General features: G+C 43.5%; 16 protein-coding genes. 11 read left to right on the forward strand and 5 right to left on the reverse strand.

All coding sequences use genetic code 11. The annotated features are described in order from the left end of the window. The first annotated feature begins 13 nt into the window (after window positions 1–13). The gene (locus tag AACZ11_RS03135; RefSeq protein WP_290628814.1) at window positions 14–1,348 is read left to right on the forward strand and encodes an MATE family efflux transporter; all 1,335 of its coding nucleotides are present in this window, start codon (window positions 14–16) and stop codon (window positions 1,346–1,348) included. Between the two features lie 122 nt (window positions 1,349–1,470). Here AACZ11_RS03135 and AACZ11_RS03140 read toward each other — a convergent pair whose 3' ends face one another. Then, on the reverse strand, window positions 1,471–2,112 hold the full coding sequence (locus tag AACZ11_RS03140) for a 2OG-Fe(II) oxygenase (RefSeq protein WP_290628813.1): 642 nt from the start codon (window positions 2,110–2,112) through the stop codon (window positions 1,471–1,473). Between the two features lie 98 nt (window positions 2,113–2,210). On the opposite strand from AACZ11_RS03140, the gene AACZ11_RS03145 reads away from it, so the two are divergent. Both AACZ11_RS03145 and AACZ11_RS03150 read left to right on the forward strand, forming a co-directional pair. Beyond that, on the forward strand, window positions 2,211–2,663 hold the full coding sequence (locus AACZ11_RS03145; RefSeq protein WP_290628812.1) for a 6-carboxytetrahydropterin synthase: 453 nt from the start codon (window positions 2,211–2,213) through the stop codon (window positions 2,661–2,663). A gap of 76 nt (window positions 2,664–2,739) precedes the next feature. Beyond that, window positions 2,740–3,498, forward strand: coding sequence for a UDP-2,3-diacylglucosamine diphosphatase (locus AACZ11_RS03150; RefSeq protein WP_290628811.1), 759 nt, complete (start codon window positions 2,740–2,742; stop codon window positions 3,496–3,498). Here AACZ11_RS03150 and recJ read toward each other — a convergent pair. After that, complete coding sequence (gene recJ / locus AACZ11_RS03155) at window positions 3,488–5,179, reverse strand: single-stranded-DNA-specific exonuclease RecJ (protein WP_290628810.1); 1,692 nt, start codon at window positions 5,177–5,179, stop codon at window positions 3,488–3,490. The two genes, AACZ11_RS03150 and recJ, sit on opposite strands and share 11 nt — an antisense overlap. Window positions 5,180–5,421: 242 nt before the next feature. Here recJ and AACZ11_RS03160 point away from each other — a divergent pair, with 242 nt between their 5' ends. Both AACZ11_RS03160 and AACZ11_RS03165 read left to right on the forward strand, forming a co-directional pair. Further along, the gene (locus AACZ11_RS03160) at window positions 5,422–7,302 is read left to right on the forward strand and encodes a hypothetical protein (RefSeq protein WP_290628809.1); all 1,881 of its coding nucleotides are present in this window, start codon (window positions 5,422–5,424) and stop codon (window positions 7,300–7,302) included. A gap of 111 nt (window positions 7,303–7,413) precedes the next feature. Continuing rightward, window positions 7,414–8,004, forward strand: a complete 591-nt coding sequence (locus AACZ11_RS03165) for a carboxymuconolactone decarboxylase family protein (protein WP_290628808.1) — start codon at window positions 7,414–7,416, stop codon at window positions 8,002–8,004. Window positions 8,005–8,015: 11 nt separating this feature from the next. Here the strand turns inward: AACZ11_RS03165 and AACZ11_RS03170 are convergent, their stop codons facing one another. Genes AACZ11_RS03170 through AACZ11_RS03180 form a run of 3 tightly spaced genes read right to left on the reverse strand, consistent with a single transcriptional unit; the run spans window position 8,016 to window position 10,023 of the window. Beyond that, window positions 8,016–8,588, reverse strand: a complete 573-nt coding sequence (locus tag AACZ11_RS03170; RefSeq protein WP_290628807.1) for a uracil-DNA glycosylase family protein — start codon at window positions 8,586–8,588, stop codon at window positions 8,016–8,018. Next, complete coding sequence (gene rsmI / locus AACZ11_RS03175; protein ID WP_290628806.1) at window positions 8,588–9,259, reverse strand: 16S rRNA (cytidine(1402)-2'-O)-methyltransferase; 672 nt, start codon at window positions 9,257–9,259, stop codon at window positions 8,588–8,590. Before rsmI ends, AACZ11_RS03170 begins: the two co-directional genes overlap by 1 nt. 5 nt (window positions 9,260–9,264) lie before the next feature. Further along, window positions 9,265–10,023 (reverse strand): hypothetical protein, encoded by a 759-nt coding sequence (locus AACZ11_RS03180; RefSeq protein WP_290628805.1) that lies wholly within the window; start codon window positions 10,021–10,023, stop codon window positions 9,265–9,267. A 100-nt stretch (window positions 10,024–10,123) separates the two neighbouring features. Between AACZ11_RS03180 and AACZ11_RS03185 the strand changes: the two genes are divergently transcribed. The 6 genes from AACZ11_RS03185 to AACZ11_RS03210 all read left to right on the forward strand — a co-directional run bounded on the left by AACZ11_RS03185 (window position 10,124) and on the right by AACZ11_RS03210 (window position 16,220). After that, entirely contained in the window at window positions 10,124–10,762 is a 639-nt protein-coding gene (locus AACZ11_RS03185) for a thymidine kinase (RefSeq protein ID WP_290628804.1), read from the forward strand. A gap of 2 nt (window positions 10,763–10,764) precedes the next feature. Beyond that, a complete protein-coding gene (alr, locus tag AACZ11_RS03190; RefSeq protein WP_290628803.1) occupies window positions 10,765–11,874 on the forward strand; it encodes an alanine racemase in 1,110 nt (369 codons plus the stop codon). A 79-nt stretch (window positions 11,875–11,953) separates the two neighbouring features. Continuing rightward, window positions 11,954–12,364, forward strand: a complete 411-nt coding sequence (gene mscL / locus AACZ11_RS03195; protein ID WP_290628802.1) for a large conductance mechanosensitive channel protein MscL — start codon at window positions 11,954–11,956, stop codon at window positions 12,362–12,364. A 130-nt stretch (window positions 12,365–12,494) separates the two neighbouring features. Continuing rightward, window positions 12,495–13,484, forward strand: coding sequence for an aspartate-semialdehyde dehydrogenase (locus AACZ11_RS03200; RefSeq protein WP_290628801.1), 990 nt, complete (start codon window positions 12,495–12,497; stop codon window positions 13,482–13,484). A 99-nt stretch (window positions 13,485–13,583) separates the two neighbouring features. After that, window positions 13,584–13,961: a DoxX family membrane protein gene (locus AACZ11_RS03205; protein WP_290628800.1), complete on the forward strand. Its 378-nt coding sequence runs from the start codon at window positions 13,584–13,586 to the stop codon at window positions 13,959–13,961. Between the two features lie 96 nt (window positions 13,962–14,057). Then, on the forward strand, window positions 14,058–16,220 hold the full coding sequence (locus tag AACZ11_RS03210; protein WP_290628799.1) for a prolyl oligopeptidase family serine peptidase: 2,163 nt from the start codon (window positions 14,058–14,060) through the stop codon (window positions 16,218–16,220). Window positions 16,221–16,267 lie beyond the last annotated feature (47 nt).

The following is a 16,267-nucleotide window of genomic DNA, read 5'->3' on the forward strand; positions in this document are numbered from 1 at the left end:
TTGCGGCTCACGCATGGATAAGACCAACATTTCATTTAAGCGCATCCAACAATTAGCGTTGCCCGCCATCTTATCGGGTATCGCAGAACCGGTCCTCTCAAGTACCGACGCAGCCATTGTGGGTAATATTCCACAGTTTGGGACTGAATCGTTGGCAGCTGTGGGTATTGTAGGGTCCTTTCTTTCGATGCTTATCTGGATCCTCGCGCAAAGCCGTAGCGCCATTTCGGCTATTGTATCACAAAACCTGGGTGCGGGGAAACTAAGAGACCTCGATAGCTTCCCGGCGCAAGCGATCTATTTCAATATTGCGCTAAGCCTTATTGTTCTTTTCTCTACCTATTTCTTCGTTGAGGAGATTTTTACATTGCTCAATGCCGAAGGTCTTATCTTACAATACAGCATTGATTATTATAACATTCGTATTTGGGGGTTCCCACTTACCTTGTTCACCTTTGCAGTATTTGGTCTTTTTCGCGGATTACAGAATACCTTTTGGCCTATGATCATAGCCACCTCGGGAGCTGCATTGAATATAGCACTGGATTTTATTTTAGTGTATGGTGTTGAGGACTATGTTCCTGCGCTTGGCATCAAAGGAGCGGCCTGGGCAAGTCTAATTGCTCAAGGGATGATGGCGATGCTGGCCCTCATCTTTTTACTAAAGAAGACCACGGTTTCCTTACATCTGCAATTTCCGCTCCACCCTGAGATTCGTCGTTTAGTATCCATGAGCTTTAATCTCTTTGTACGATCCTTAGCGCTTAACATTGCTTTGTTATTGGCTGTAAGAGAAGCGACCGGTTTAGGAAAAGAATTTATTGCTGCCCATGCAATCGCAATTAATATCTGGTTATTCTCTGCTTTTTTTATTGATGGTTATGGTGCCGCCGGAAACATACTTGGTGGTAAACTATTAGGTGCAAAGGACTACTCACGGTTATATGTGTTAACCAAACGGGTCAACCTCTATAATCTTGGCGTATCCGTTATTCTTGTGGTGATAGGGCTCCTTTTCTATGAGCCGCTGGGCCGTTTATTCAACAAGGATGCCCAAGTGCTTCGTATTTTCTACGGTATGTTCTTTATGGTTTTGATAAGTCAGCCCATCAATGCGCTCGCCTTTACGCTGGATGCTATTTTTAAAGGTTTGGGTGAAATGAAATACCTGCGAAACGTACTTTTAGGAGCCACATTCTTAGGTTTTGTTCCCTTCCTTTATTTTTCTCGTTTTACGGACTGGGGCTTATTGGGTATTTGGGGAGCCATTTTAATTTGGATAGGATATAGGGCTGTGGCATTGCTTATAAAGTTCAATAGAAAATACCGCCCGCTTTCCCAAATTTAATACATTTACAACTAAAAGTGCTTATGGATATTTTACGATTTTTAGGCGGCCCCGGACTCTTTTTGGTGATCGGGATCTTGTTGGTAGTCGTGGTTCGTTATAAAAAGTTCAAGAAGCGATAGTTATCGGGTTTTTAACCACCCTGTAATGCTCAAACGCTGTGAAGCTTTTACCTCTTTCACCTCGTGCTCCAGTGTTTGACTTTCAAAGATAACCATACGGCCCGGTAATGGCAGGATATCCAGCGCCGTTTCTGTGGGATATAACGTTAATTCTCCACCGTTAGAAGCAGGCCAGTTCGCTTCGTTCAAATAACAAACCATGGAAAGTTTTCGCCGGTCGTCGTTCTTAAACGTATCCAGGTGCCGTTTGTAGAAGGTTCCTTTAGGGTAGATCGCATAGTGAAATTCTTTCTCAAAGATCCCTAAAAAACAGGTCTTGTTCAAATAATTTACCATTGTGTTGATCTTCCGAAAGAATATTTCTTCCGCAGGTGATTTTTTCGATTCATCGATCCATGAAATAAAATCCCCGCGCACGGTCTTGTCTACCTCTTCCTGAATCCAGTTACCAATGGCCGATTTCTTAAATCCTTTTACTTCATAAGTTTCCAAAAGCGATTCGCGAAGCGAGATCACTTCCGAAGCATCAAAAAAACCATCCACGATCGCATACTTTTTTTTTAAAAGCTGAGCGATAATACTTTCAAATAAAGGATTCTCAACAAAATCCAGTTGTTCGAACAATTCTTTTTCCTGTACCATATCGTATAAAAAGCCGGCAAATATACTTCAGAAAACGATTCGAAAACTAAAAATGTTGATTTTTGGAAATGCCGTATCTTTGCTTCCAAAGCTATTGTATGAATAAGATACGAATCACCAAACAATTCTCTTTCGAAACCGGGCACGCCCTATACGGTTATGATGGGAAATGCCGCAATGTGCATGGCCATAGTTACCGGCTGTCCGTAACTGTAATTGGAACACCTATTTCCAACACCGAGAACGTAAAATACGGAATGGTGATCGATTTTAGTGATCTAAAAAAGATCGTGAAGGAGGAAATTGTGGATGTTTTCGATCATGCGACCGTGTTTAACAAAAATACCCCACATGTGGAATTGGCGAACGAGCTCAAGGATCGAGGACACAATGTATTATTGGTGAACTATCAACCTACAAGTGAAATGATGGTGATGGATTTTGCCGAAAAGATAAAAACCAGACTGCCCGAAACGATCAAATTACATTCGCTGAAGCTTCAGGAGACTGCCACCAGTTATGCCGAATGGTTCGCGTCTGATAACGCGTGAATCATAAAACCTGCGTCTTTCGATCCCCCAACCATTTAATATACTCCATAGGAGCTTTTTTCTCTATCTTTGAGCCATGCAGATCCCACACGGAAAGAAAGTCTATTTTTCGAGCGATAATCACCTTGGGGCGCCGACCCCGGCAGAAAGCCTTCCACGTGAAAAGAAATTTGTGCGTTGGCTGGACATGGTGAAGGAGGATGCCGCAGCTATTTTTCTGTTAGGAGATCTGTTCGATTTTTGGTTCGAATACAAGACCGTGGTGCCAAAAGGATTTGTTCGCGTTCTAGGCAAACTTGCGGAATTGAGCGATAGAGGAATCCCTATTTATTTTTTTGTGGGTAATCATGATTTATGGATGCGCGACTATTTCGAAAAGGAACTGAACATTCCCACGTTCAGAGAACCAAAAGAATTTATTTTTAATGACAAGGTGTTCTTGATTGGCCACGGAGACGGTAAAGGCCCCGGTGATAAAGGCTACAAACGTATGAAGAAGGTCTTTACCAACCCGGTCTTTAATTGGTTGTTCCGCTGGTTTCATCCGGAATTAGGCATGCGCCTCGCGCAATATCTTTCCGTAAAGAACAAATTGATTTCGGGTGATGAGGACAAAAAGTTCTTAGGTGAAGAAAATGAATGGTTGGCGCAGTATGCAAAACGAAAGCTGGAAACGAAGCATTATGATTATTTTATATTTGGTCACCGCCATCTTCCCATGGAAATTCGCATTTCTGAAAAAGCTACCTACATCAACTTGGGTGATTGGATCTCTCATTATACCTATGGTGAATTTGATGGCACTTCCCTTCAGTTGAAAGAATTTACGGAATAATGTCCTTAAGCTTTAACTGAAGGCTTACCGTCCCCTGCCATTCATTCTCATCGATGGTATAGGCCGCTTTGAAAATATTTCCTGAACATGCAATGTCCTGTTTGTCGGCCATTCCGAAGCCAATGGCGGTAAATTGAGGAGAGTTTCCTTGCCTAACCGTAAGCCGAAGATGTGTTTTGTCCTCTCCAACACATTTTCCCCATCCTGTATCTTTTAGGTGCTGCGACATAAAAACAGGGGTCATATTCCCGGGTCCGAACGGAGCGAACTGTTTTAAGATACGGTAGAATTTTGGAGTGATGTCTTTCAAGTCGATCTCTGCATCGATACGGATCTCGGGAACCAATAGTTTTGGGTCAATTGTTTGGGCAACAACTTCTTCGAAGGCCGCTTTAAACTTCTCATAGTCTGCTTCATGTAAAGTAAGGCCGGCAGCATATTTATGTCCGCCAAATTGCTCAATATGTGCTGCGCAGGCTTCTAAAGCATTGTACACATCGAAATCCTTTACCGAACGTGCTGATGCGGCCAGTTTATCACCGCTTTTCGTAAAGACCAACGTAGGCCGGTAATAGGTTTCGGTAAGTCTTGAGGCCACGATCCCTATAACTCCCTTGTGCCAATGCTCGTCGTATACTACAGTGGTCATTCGGTTCTCTTCCTTGTTCTCAATAATCTTTTGTAGCGCCGCCTCTGTGATCTGTTGATCGGCCTCCTTCCGGTCGGTGTTGAATTGTTCGATCTCCCCTGCCCACTGCTCGGCGTGCTCACTATTGGTTTCAGTAAGTAACCTAACCGCATGATTGCCGTGTTTCATACGCCCGGCCGCATTGATGCGTGGTGCCAATATAAAAACCACGTCTGTAATGTTCAAGGTTTCTTTTTTTACATGCTGAAGAATGGCTTTAAAGCCGGTACGCGGATTCGAATTAATCACTTGTAAACCGTAATAGGCTAAGATCCTGTTCTCTCCGGTAATGGGTACGATATCGGCACCGATCGCCGTGGCGACCAGATCCAGATAAAGCAATAGATCCTCCAGATCTTGATTCTTTCGGGCGGCGAGGGCTTGGACCAATTTGAAGCCAACCCCGCAACCGCATAATTCTTTATAAGGGTAGTTGCAATCATCGCGCTTCGGATCGAGCACGGCTACGGCCTTTGGCAAAGCATCACCGGGACGGTGGTGATCACAAATAATAAAATCAATCCCTTTTTTTGAGGCATATTGTACTTTATCCACAGCCTTGATCCCGCAATCCAAAGCGATGATTAGCGACATCCTATTGTCTTCCGCAAAATCAATTCCTTTATACGAAACCCCATAACCCTCATCATAACGGTCGGGAATATAAGTGGCAACCTTGGGATAGTAACTTAAAAGATAGGATGACAGCAGGGCTACACTAGTGGTACCATCAACATCATAATCACCATAGATAAGAATGTTCTCTTGGTTTTCTACGGCCCTTTCAATACGAGCAACCGCTTTAGCCATATCCATCATTAAATAAGGATCGTGCAAGTCTTCCAGACTGGGCCGGAAGAATTTCTTAGCATCGTCATAGGTCTCAATACCACGCTGCAATAATAATGAAGCAATTGGTTTTTCAACTCCTAAAGCATTGGCTAACTGCTCAACTTTGTGAGTGGGTGGTTTTGGTTGTAAGGTCCAGCGCATGTATTCTCGAAGCGATTATTGGGGAGCCGTATAAAATTACAAAAAACCTTCTCAATCGTAATGAAAAAAGGTTTTTTCCTCAGCTATTGTAATAATATCAGTCATGGGCTGAGGGTTTTTCCTACAACAAATTACAGGGTTTAATTATCTTATAATCAGTTGTTTCATGTAATAAAGCTTCCTGCTGTCGTTGTAGTTTAGCAGTTCAAAAAAGTACTTATTATTCACCTAAAACCCTTATCATGAACTACATTTTAAAAGGCAAATTGCAGACTGCGATTTGTGACGATCAACAGAAACCCCTTCCATTTACCCAGGTACGCCTGTATCAATTAGAAGAAGAGACCCATGCTTCAACAGCCTATGCTGCTGCACAAAGCAAAGAACTTATTCAAGTATTTGAAGAAAAAGACCTCAAGGACCGTAAGAAACGGCTTATTGCAGAAACAACCACAGATGCAAACGGTGTGTACGAGTGTGCCATCGACGCAAAGAAAACCGGCTATAACGGCGGGCTCATGGCGGTTACTGTTTTTTACGACGCCATCCCGGAATACGGACAGGACAGTACCAAGCCGCCCAAAGGTTTTCGCCCTTTTGCCGTACTGTTAGATATCATCCAGCCTAAATGGCGTGAAACGAATAATGGCCTTGTTGCGGGCTTCAATTACACTTTGTTGCGTCGTATTTGGTGCTTTATTCTATTGCGTTTAGACATTTGGGTGATTTGCGGCACGCTTCGAAATTGTGAATCTCAAGAACCCTTACCCGGAATTGAGGTCATAGCAATGGACGATGACATCATCACCGATGATCGTTTAGGAAGTGCCACCACCGATAGTAATGGAAGGTTCTGCATTTATTATCGGTCCATTGATTTTAAAAAGACATTCTTGTCGCCTTGGATCAATGTGGAAACCACACCTCCTTTCAGCTTTGATAATGGTCCGGACATTTATTTCAAATTCGCCGTGGGCGGATCTGAAATCTATGCAGAAAATTCTTCTGAAGCTCAAAAACCAAGCAGAAAGAACGTTGGTAATTGTTTGTGTGTCACGCTATGTTTGAAAGACGCTCCTACAACCCCTTTGGATCCTCCCGCCGCTTTTTATCAAATTGGGTACGCCCGAAAGTATCATCCTGTTTTGAATATTGATACATCCACCGGAAGAACTACAGGAAAAGCCGATGCAGGTTTGAATAACCAAGCTTTCTACAGCACCTTAGACCTGCGAGGTTCATTATCCCAGAAACTGAACGGACAACCTGTGGAATACAAATTTCAATATGCAAAAGTGAGCAGCCCATCGATTGATGTGGGAACTATTCCCGAAACCGATTGGAAAGATGTTGCTCCGGCAGATATTGCCCGAACAGAGATCGCGACGCGACTTACACAGTTCTTTCCGGTAATAAAACACGAATCGTACGTGATTCATGGAACGACCTCCCCTACACCCACCGGGCAGGAAATCGAAGTACAATTCAACGGCAATTGGATACAGGCACCACAATACTCGGGAGGTGGCTTCAACATTCATTTCAACGGATCGTTGATCAAACTAATCTCTAATAATCTGGTGAGTGGAACGGTAGACAAGTCGGGACTCACGCCCGGAAACAGTTCGGCCCCTTTAGAGAAGAACAGCTATTTCGCATTGCGCATGTTGAAGCGGGAATTGGGGAACGACGCGAGCAAAGTACCAGCAGGTTTTTCCAGACCCCTTGCCATCTTTAATACACTCTATGACAATGTTCCTCAAGGAGGTTCTTGGTTGCCAAGTAGCAGCAAAGAGCTGGGGATCGCTACCTTGGATCTTCAGGAATTAATAGGTGGAGGTTGTAACAAGATAACGAATTCGATCACAGTACATTATACTGCTGCAAATCCGAATTTAGGAACGGTATCACTGCAGTTCTTCGGACAAGGAGCCTCGAATTCCTTTGACCCTATTGTATTCCCGAGTCCGGGTGAAGAAGCACATGGCAGTTCAAGCTATACCGGAAACTTTGGCGCTCTGAAGAACTGCGCCTATGAGATTCGGCTCAATGCGGCCTTGTTATTAACCAACGGTGAAACACAACACCAAGGTATTTGGGATCGGGTATTATTCTGCCGATAAACAATTGTTTTTGTTGACTGAGCTGTGGGGCATTCGTACTTTGGTGTCCCGCAGCTTTTTTGTGTCAGAAGATGTTTGTAATTTGGTAAACTAATTCTTTCGAAAAATCATATGCCACTTGTCACACCTTTAGACCCCGAACACGATCAGGAAACCAAAGTTCTTGCTGCTTTTTTTAATGAGACCCTTGGATTCTGTCCCAACAGCGTACTCACGATGCAACACCGTCCTGCCATTAGCAAAGCGTTTATAAATTTGAACAAAGCAGTTATGGCCAATGAAGGACGCGTCACTTCTGCCTTAAAGCGAATGATCGCATGGGTAAGCAGCAATGCAGCGGGTTGCCGTTATTGCCAAGCGCATGCCATTCGTGCCGCAGAACGCTACGGTGCCGAGCAGGAACAATTGGACAATATCTGGGAATATCGCACCCACCCGGCCTTTACTGAGGCCGAACGAGCCGCCTTGGATTTCTCATTGGCAGCGTCTCAAGTGCCTAACGCAGTCGATGAAAGTATTAAGGCAAAGTTATATGAACATTGGGATGAAGGCGAGATCGTTGAAATGCTGGGTGTGATTTCTTTATTTGGTTATCTGAACCGCTGGAACGATTCTATGGGAACTTCTATTGAAGAAGGAGCCGTAGAAAGTGGTGAGCAATACCTCGGCAAACACGGTTGGGAAAAGGGGAAACATGCGTAAACCTATTGTATTTATGAAATTATTTCTTTAATACGCTGCTGCAATTCCGGAACGACGGTCTCATTGAACCAAGGATTTTTAGACAGCCAAAATCGATTTCTTGGTGAAGGATGTGGTAAGGGAAGATACGTGGGCAGGTATTCTTTATAATTTCGTACCGTCTCCGTAAGCGTTGAAGCCGCTTTCGCACTCAAATAATATTTCTGGGAGTACATCCCAACAAAAAGTGTTAATTGTAAATTGGGTAATTGCTTTAGCAATACCGAATGCCATTGAGGCGCACACTCGGGTCTCGGCGGAAGATCGCCGCTTCTACCCTTACCCGGATAACAGAATCCCATAGGAATGAGAGCGATTTGTTTCGGATCGTAAAATACCTCCGATGTAACATCCAACCAATGCCGAAGTTGTTTCCCGCTAGGGTCATCCCAAGGGATCCCGGTCTCATGGACTTTCTTTCCGGGCGCCTGACCAATAATGGCAATCTTTGCTTCGGGATGGGCAGTCACAACAGGTCTTGGCCCCAACGGAAGATGGGCTTTACATATCTCGCAAGCCCGTATGTCCTTTAGTAAGGCTTGCATTACTTTTTTCCTCCCATAACAATAACGAGTTCCCCTTTAGGCGGTTTTTCAGTGAAGTGTTTCAGTACCTCTTTTAGGCTTCCTCGAATCGTTTCTTCATGAAGTTTTGAAAGTTCTCGGGAAATAGAAACCGGACGATCTTCACCCACATACTCTATGAGGTGCGCCAATGTTTTCAGTAATTTGTGAGGTGATTCATAAAAGATGATCGTTCGGTGCTCTTCAGCCATGGCCTGAAGTCGTGTTTGCCTTCCTTTTTTAATCGGCAAAAAACCTTCAAATACAAAGCGGTCGTTTGGGAGGGCACTGTTTACAAGCGCAGGTACAAAAGCGGTCGCACCGGGCAAACAATCGACCTCTATGTCTGCCTCCACACAAGCACGTGTTAAGAGGAAGCCGGGGTCACTAATAGCCGGCGTCCCTGCATCACTAATAAGCGCCACATTCTCGCCTGCTTTAATTCTGTTTACGATGCCTTCGGTGGTCTTGTGCTCGTTATGCATGTGGTGTGAATGCATTTGAGTGCCGATCTCAAAATGTTTGAGTAGTTTGCCACTTGTTCTGGTATCTTCAGCAAGGATTAGATCTACTTCTTTCAATACCTCAATAGCCCGAAAGGTCATGTCCTTTAGATTTCCTATGGGAGTTGGTACCAAATACAGTTTTCCCATTCGTTTTAATTAAAGCTTTTTTCAACCAGAAGCATGAAGCGCTCTGAATACTCTTCTTTTTCAAGCCAATAATTATAATCGGGCTTTACCTTGCCTTTAATGAAGGTGGATGCTTCTTCAAAGGAATTCATAGTGTTGATTTGTGAAAGTACTCTGGTGTAATCTTCGGAATTTCCGTTGAACAAATGCTTTACAAACGCTAAGCGATCGTTGAGTCCTATGCTAAGCCCTTGAGGCACCGCATCGTTCAATGAGCGTGGTCTGTGTGTGGTAATACCTGCATCCGGAACTAAACCGGAAGACTTCTTCGGAATCTCACCTCCTTTGGTAGGTTCTTTCCTTTCGAATGTGGGAGTCTGTTGATAGGTCTGTGCAAATTCTTCAAGATCATTTTTCATGTATTGTGGCTTGGGCGTCACCTTCTCCAGAAGCTCATCAATTTGTTGAGACTCTTCGGGCATTTGCGCGACAATATCCTTTATCTTTTCAATAAGGGGTTCTATAAGTTCCTCTTTATTCTCGGGTTGCGGAACAGGTTCAGGCTCTTTAAACCAGTTCTCTTCGCGAAAGCTCTTAGAGTCGAGACCTTCTTTCTTGCTTCGTTCAAATCCGTCTTCAATTTGAGATTCCAAATACGCTAAGACCATCAATTTTTCATACAGATCCCTTACTTTTTTCTTTAATTCTGTTGTTGCCCATGGCGTCTCTTGTGATGCAATTTGTGATGCCAGAGCCTTGATCTCTTCGTACAGCTTCTTCTTCATAACTTTTGAAATTAATCTCTTATTCTCTATTTTGTTTTTATAAATTTACGCAACCTTTATGTAAACGTCAACTATTTCTGTTTTCGTCTAAAAGTAACCTATGTTTCTCGAAAATACTGTAAATCAAAAAGAGCAATTCGGATGGATTGAGGTGATCTGCGGGTCGATGTTTTCGGGAAAGACCGAAGAACTCATCCGCCGCTTGAAGCGTGCCAAATTTGCACGACAACGCGTAGAGATCTTTAAACCGAATGTTGATAACAGGTACGATGAGGACATGGTCGTATCTCATGACAGTAATGAGATTCGATCTACTCCGGTACCAGCCGCGGCAAACATTCCTATTTTGGCAGATAATTGCGACGTAGTAGGTATCGATGAAGCTCAGTTCTTCGACGACGAGATAGTAAAAGTTTGCAATGACCTTGCAAATAGGGGCGTTCGCGTGATCGTAGCCGGCTTGGATATGGATTTCAAAGGAAACCCCTTCGGTCCTATGCCTGCGCTAATGGCCACTGCCGAATATGTGACCAAAGTTCACGCCGTTTGTACACGAACGGGGAATCTTGCCAATTACAGTTATCGCAAATCTAAGAGCAACGATCTTGTACTATTGGGGGAGACCGAAGAGTACGAACCACTAAGTAGAGCAGCGTACTTTAAAGCAATGCTTCGAGAAAAAGTAAGTAAAATCGAAGTGAAGGATCCCGAAGAACTTCCTTCAAAAAAGCAAGCCTAAGCATGCCACAAGCCACCGAAACCCTTCTGGAGATCGACCTAACCGCACTAGGTGAGAACTACAGGTATCTTACCTCCAAAATAGATCCCAAGACAAAGATGTTGGCTGTTGTAAAAGCCTTTGGGTACGGTAGCGACAGCGTTGCTGTGGCAAAAGAGCTGGTCGACTTGGGCATCGACTATTTTGCCGTCGCCTATGCTTGGGAAGGCGAAGTGCTTCGCAATGGGGGTATCGAAACGCCCATACTTGTGTTGCACCCGTTACCTGCAAATTTCGATCTAATCGTGCGCCGCTGTATGGAGCCCAGCATCTATTCTCGGAAAATGCTTACCGACTTTATCGCTTTTACAGAAAAACAACAGCAAAAGCAATATCCTATTCACCTAAAGTTCAATACAGGATTAAATCGTTTAGGCTTCGGAAAAGGGGACCTCGAATTCATAACAGAGAAACTTTCAGCAACTGCTTCAGTAAAAGTGCGTTCTATGTTCTCTCACTTGGCAGCAACCGAAGATAAAGAACAAAGACCGTTTACGCTTCGGCAGATCGAAGCTTTCAGAGAACATTCCGAAGCAATTATACAAGCCATTGGCTATCGACCTATGTTACACACCCTCAACACATCGGGTATACTCAACTATCCTGAAGCACAGTTCGATATGGTGCGTAGCGGTATTGGTCTTTACGGCTTTGGAAACGACCCGAAAGAACGAGCACATCTCACTCCGGTAGCGAGCTTGAAAACCGTGATTTCACAGATCCACGAACTTCCCGAAGGCGCAAATGTTGGTTATAATATGGGGCATACCACTTCAAGAGCAAGTAGAACGGCTACACTGCCTATAGGTCATGCCGACGGTATTAGCAGGGCGTATGGAAAAGGGAAAGGTTGGGTGAGCATACATGGTAAAAAGGCACCCATCGTGGGAAATGTATGTATGGACATGATCATGGTGGAGGTAACGAATATTGAATGCGAGGAAGGAGATGAAGTGATTGTCTTTGGTGAAAATCCAACCGCCGAAGAACTCGCTGCAGCAATTGGCTCCATTCCCTACGAACTCCTCACCGCCATTTCTCAACGAGTAAAACGTGTCGTTTATCGAAAATAGCGTTCTGCATGTGTCTTATTAGATGTGAATTTACATTTTTGTTTAACTTAGTGGGTATTAACTCTAAACCCATCAAAACATGTTAAAAGAATTCAAAGATTTCATCATGACCGGCAACGTTATCGATCTGGCGGTCGCTGTTATTCTCGCAGCAGCAGTTGGAGGCGTGGTTTCCGGTTTCACCAATGACATTATGATGCCTATTGTAGGTCATTTTACGGGAGGCGTCGATTTCTCCGACCTTAAAGTTGTACTTTCTGAAGCTGTCGTTGCAGCCGATGGAACCATAGAAAAACCCGAAAATGCCATTATGTGGGGTAAATGGGTAAATGCATTGATCAATCTGATTATTGTAGGATTTGTTTTATTTATGATCGTGAAGGCGTATAATAAGACTAAAAAGCCAAAAGAAGAAGCACCTGCAGCGCCTGCGGGTCCTACACAAGAAGAACTATTGATACAAATTCGCGACGAATTGAGAAAAAAATAAACGCTAGCGACCGCTACACTACATAGTTTTAACCAAACCCTTCTTCCTAACAGGAGAAGGGTCTTTTTTTGCATTTTATTCTGAATAATCTTCTTACGATGCTGTATTTTTGCTTCAAATTGAAATATATATGAAATTAGCCGTGGTAGGGGCCACCGGAATGGTTGGAACCGTAATGTTGAAGCTTTTAGAAGAACGCAATTTCCCTGTAACGCAATTCTTTCCTGTTGCTTCGGAAAAATCTGTAGGGAATGAGATTGTCTTTAAAGGAAAACCACACACAATAGTGAGTTTAGACGCCGCGGTAGCAGCAGCTCCGGACATTGCGATTTTCTCAGCTGGTGGAGAGACTTCACTTGAATGGGCACCCAAATTCGCAGCTGTAGGCACTACTGTTATTGACAATTCATCTGCTTGGCGAATGGATTCCACAAAAAAACTAATCGTCCCTGAAATAAATGCCCACCTGCTCACTAAAGAGGATAAGATTATTGCAAATCCCAATTGTTCAACCATTCAAATGGTGATGGTGCTTGCACCGCTACATAAAAAATACCGGATGAAACGCGTAGTGGTCTCTACTTACCAATCGGTTTCAGGGACAGGGCTCAAGGCTGTACATCAACTGGAAAATGAAATACAAGGAATCAAAGGCGAAATGGCCTATCCCTATCCTATTCATAAAAATGCATTACCGCATTGCGATGTGTTCGAGGCCAACGGCTATACCAAAGAAGAAATGAAGTTGGCACGTGAGCCGCAAAAAATATTGGATGACAGAAGCTTTTCGGTAACGGCTACCGCGGTTCGAATCCCAACGGCGGGTGGCCATAGCGAAGCGGTCAACGTAGAATTTCTCAAAGATTTCGAACTCGGAGAGGTTCGATCCATCCTTCATGAGGTTCCCGGAATAACCGTTCAGGACAATCCCGATACCAATACCTACCCCATGCCCATGTATGCATACGATAAGGACGACGTGTTTGTCGGCCGAATTCGCCGGGATGAAACGCAGCCAAATTCACTTAATATGTGGATCGTAAGTGACAACTTGCGCAAAGGAGCAGCGACTAACGCCATTCAAATCGCAGAATATTTGGTAGCAAATTCGCTGGTTTAGCCTTCTATAGACTACAAATTTGTAAACACGCAGCGCACAAATTCACTGCGTGTTTTTATTTTGTTTATATTTAGTTGTTTAACACTAATCGCCATCCCTATGAATTCAACTTTTACTAAAATCCTTCGCATCCTTTTGGGTCTCATTCTTCTCTTTTTCGGATTGAATAAATTCATCGATTTTATGCCCATGTTTGAAATGCCCAATGCAGCTGCAAACTTTTTGGAATCTCTTAAAAGTTCGGGCTACGTCTTTTACGTGGTTGCGATCTTGGAGCTTACCGTAGGTCTTTTACTTCTGATCAATAAATGGGTTCCCTTTGCATTGATCCTCTTTGCGCCTATCTCAATAAACATTCTGCTCTTCCATTTGTTTTTGGATGTTTCAGATGTAATTGTGGCCATCGTGATCACGGTATTCAACGCGATCCTTATTTACAAATACTGGCGTGCGTACCGTCCATTGTTTCAGTATTAGTTAAAATTACACCCCTGTTTAAGGTTCTAACCACATTATAACTGTTTGAACTCGTAGTTTTTACTATTTTTACGGCTCTTAATTAATCAAAAAAAGATGAAAAAGTACATTATCCCTTTTTCTATGGCACTTATATTCGTAGCCTGTAAAGAAGAAACTAAAAAAGAATCCGTTGCTGTGACCTACCCGCAAACCAAAAAAGTTGACACCGTAGATACCTATTTTGGTGTGGAGGTAAGCGACCCGTATCGCTGGCTTGAAGATGATAGAAGTGCCGAAACCGAGGACTGGGTGAAAAGGCAGAATAAAGTTACTTTTGACTATTTAGATAACATCCCATTCCGGAAAGCCTTGAAAGAGCGACTTTCTGCTCTATGGAACTATGAAAAAGTAGGGGCTCCTTTTAAAGAAGGTGATTATACTTACTTTTATAAGAATGACGGATTGCAAAACCAATATGTGGTCTATCGATTCAAAACCGGTGAGGATCCCGGTACCGCTGAAGTTTTCTTAGACCCGAATACCTTTAAAGAAGACGGGACGATCTCCTTGGGCGGACTTAGTTTTTCTGAAGACGGAAAAACGGCAGCGTACAGTATTTCGGAAGGTGGCAGCGATTGGCGCAAGGTCTTGGTGATGAATGCTGAAACCAAGCAAGTGGTGGAAGATACCCTAGTCGATATAAAATTTAGCGGACTCTCATGGAAAGGTAACGAAGGATTCTACTACTCCAGTTACGACAAACCCGAAGGGAGCGAATTATCTGCTAAGACCGATCAGCATAAGCTATACTATCACAAACTTGGTGCGCCACAACAAGAAGACAAATTGATATTTGGCGGTGTTCCTGCGGAAAAACATAGATATGTGAATGGGTATGTCACACAAGACAATAAGTACCTTGTAGTAACCGCGAAAACCTCAACCTCGGGGAATAAACTATTTATAAGAGATCTAGAAGATCCTAATGGCAAATTCGTTACCGTGTTGGATCATACAGACAGCGATACTTTTGTTTTGGACAACGTGGGAACTAAGCTTATTTTGGTAACGAACCTCAACGCTCCCAATCAAAAAATAGTTACCGTGGACGCTGCAAATCCTACACCCAACAATTGGGTGGAACTTATTCCTGAAACCCAAAATGTGCTGACAGCATCTACCGGAGGTGGCTTCATTTTCACCGAGTATATGGTCGATGCCGTATCCAAAGTACTTCAATATGATTATAACGGAAAATTGATCCGTGAGGTGGATCTTCCTGGCGTTGGGAGTGCCGGTGGTTTTAGTGCAAAAAAGGACGAATCTGAATTATATTATTCCTTTACAAATTATGTTACTCCGGGTAGTATTTACAAATACGATATTAAGAATGGAACTTCAGAGCTGTACCGAAAACCCGCTATAGATTTCAACCCCGAAAACTACGAAAGCAAGCAAGTATTCTATACTTCTAAGGACGGGACCAAGATCCCAATGATCATCACTCATAAAAAAGGGTTAAAGCTCGATGGAAAGAATCCCACTATCTTATATGGTTACGGTGGTTTCAATATCTCATTAACACCTAGTTTTAGTATTACCAATGCTGTTTGGATGGAGCAAGGCGGCGTCTACGCCGTTCCCAATCTCCGTGGTGGTGGTGAATATGGAAAAGAATGGCACAAGGCAGGGACCAAGATGCAAAAACAAAATGTCTTTGACGACTTTATCGCTGCTGCAGAATATTTAATTGCCAACAATTATACATCGCCGGATTATCTTGCAGTACGCGGAGGATCTAATGGCGGACTTTTGGTGGGGGCTGCCATGACACAGCGACCCGACCTCATGAAGGTGGCCTTGCCTGCCGTTGGTGTTATGGATATGTTACGCTACCATACCTTTACCGCAGGTGCAGGATGGGCGTATGATTACGGAACCGCAGAAGACAGTAAAGAAATGTTCGAATATTTAAAAGGGTATTCTCCGGTCCACAATGTAAAGGCAGGTGTTGAGTATCCCGCTACCTTGGTGACAACAGGAGATCACGACGATCGTGTGGTACCGGCACATAGTTTTAAATACGCTGCCGAACTTCAGGAAAAACAGGCAGGAAATAATCCGGTGCTTATTAGAATTGAAACCGATGCAGGTCACGGTGCCGGAACACCAATTACAAAAACCATTGAGGAATATGCCGATATATTTGGCTTTACACTCTATAATATGGGTTACGAGGTGCTCCCGCAAAAAGTAAATGACAAAGTAAAAGAATAAGCCCTTAGGCATTCATTAAAAAGGTTGTTAGTTCTCTGTATCTAGGA

This window comes from uncultured Altibacter sp. (genome assembly GCF_963972995.1).
GTDB lineage: Bacteria > Bacteroidota > Bacteroidia > Flavobacteriales > Flavobacteriaceae > Altibacter.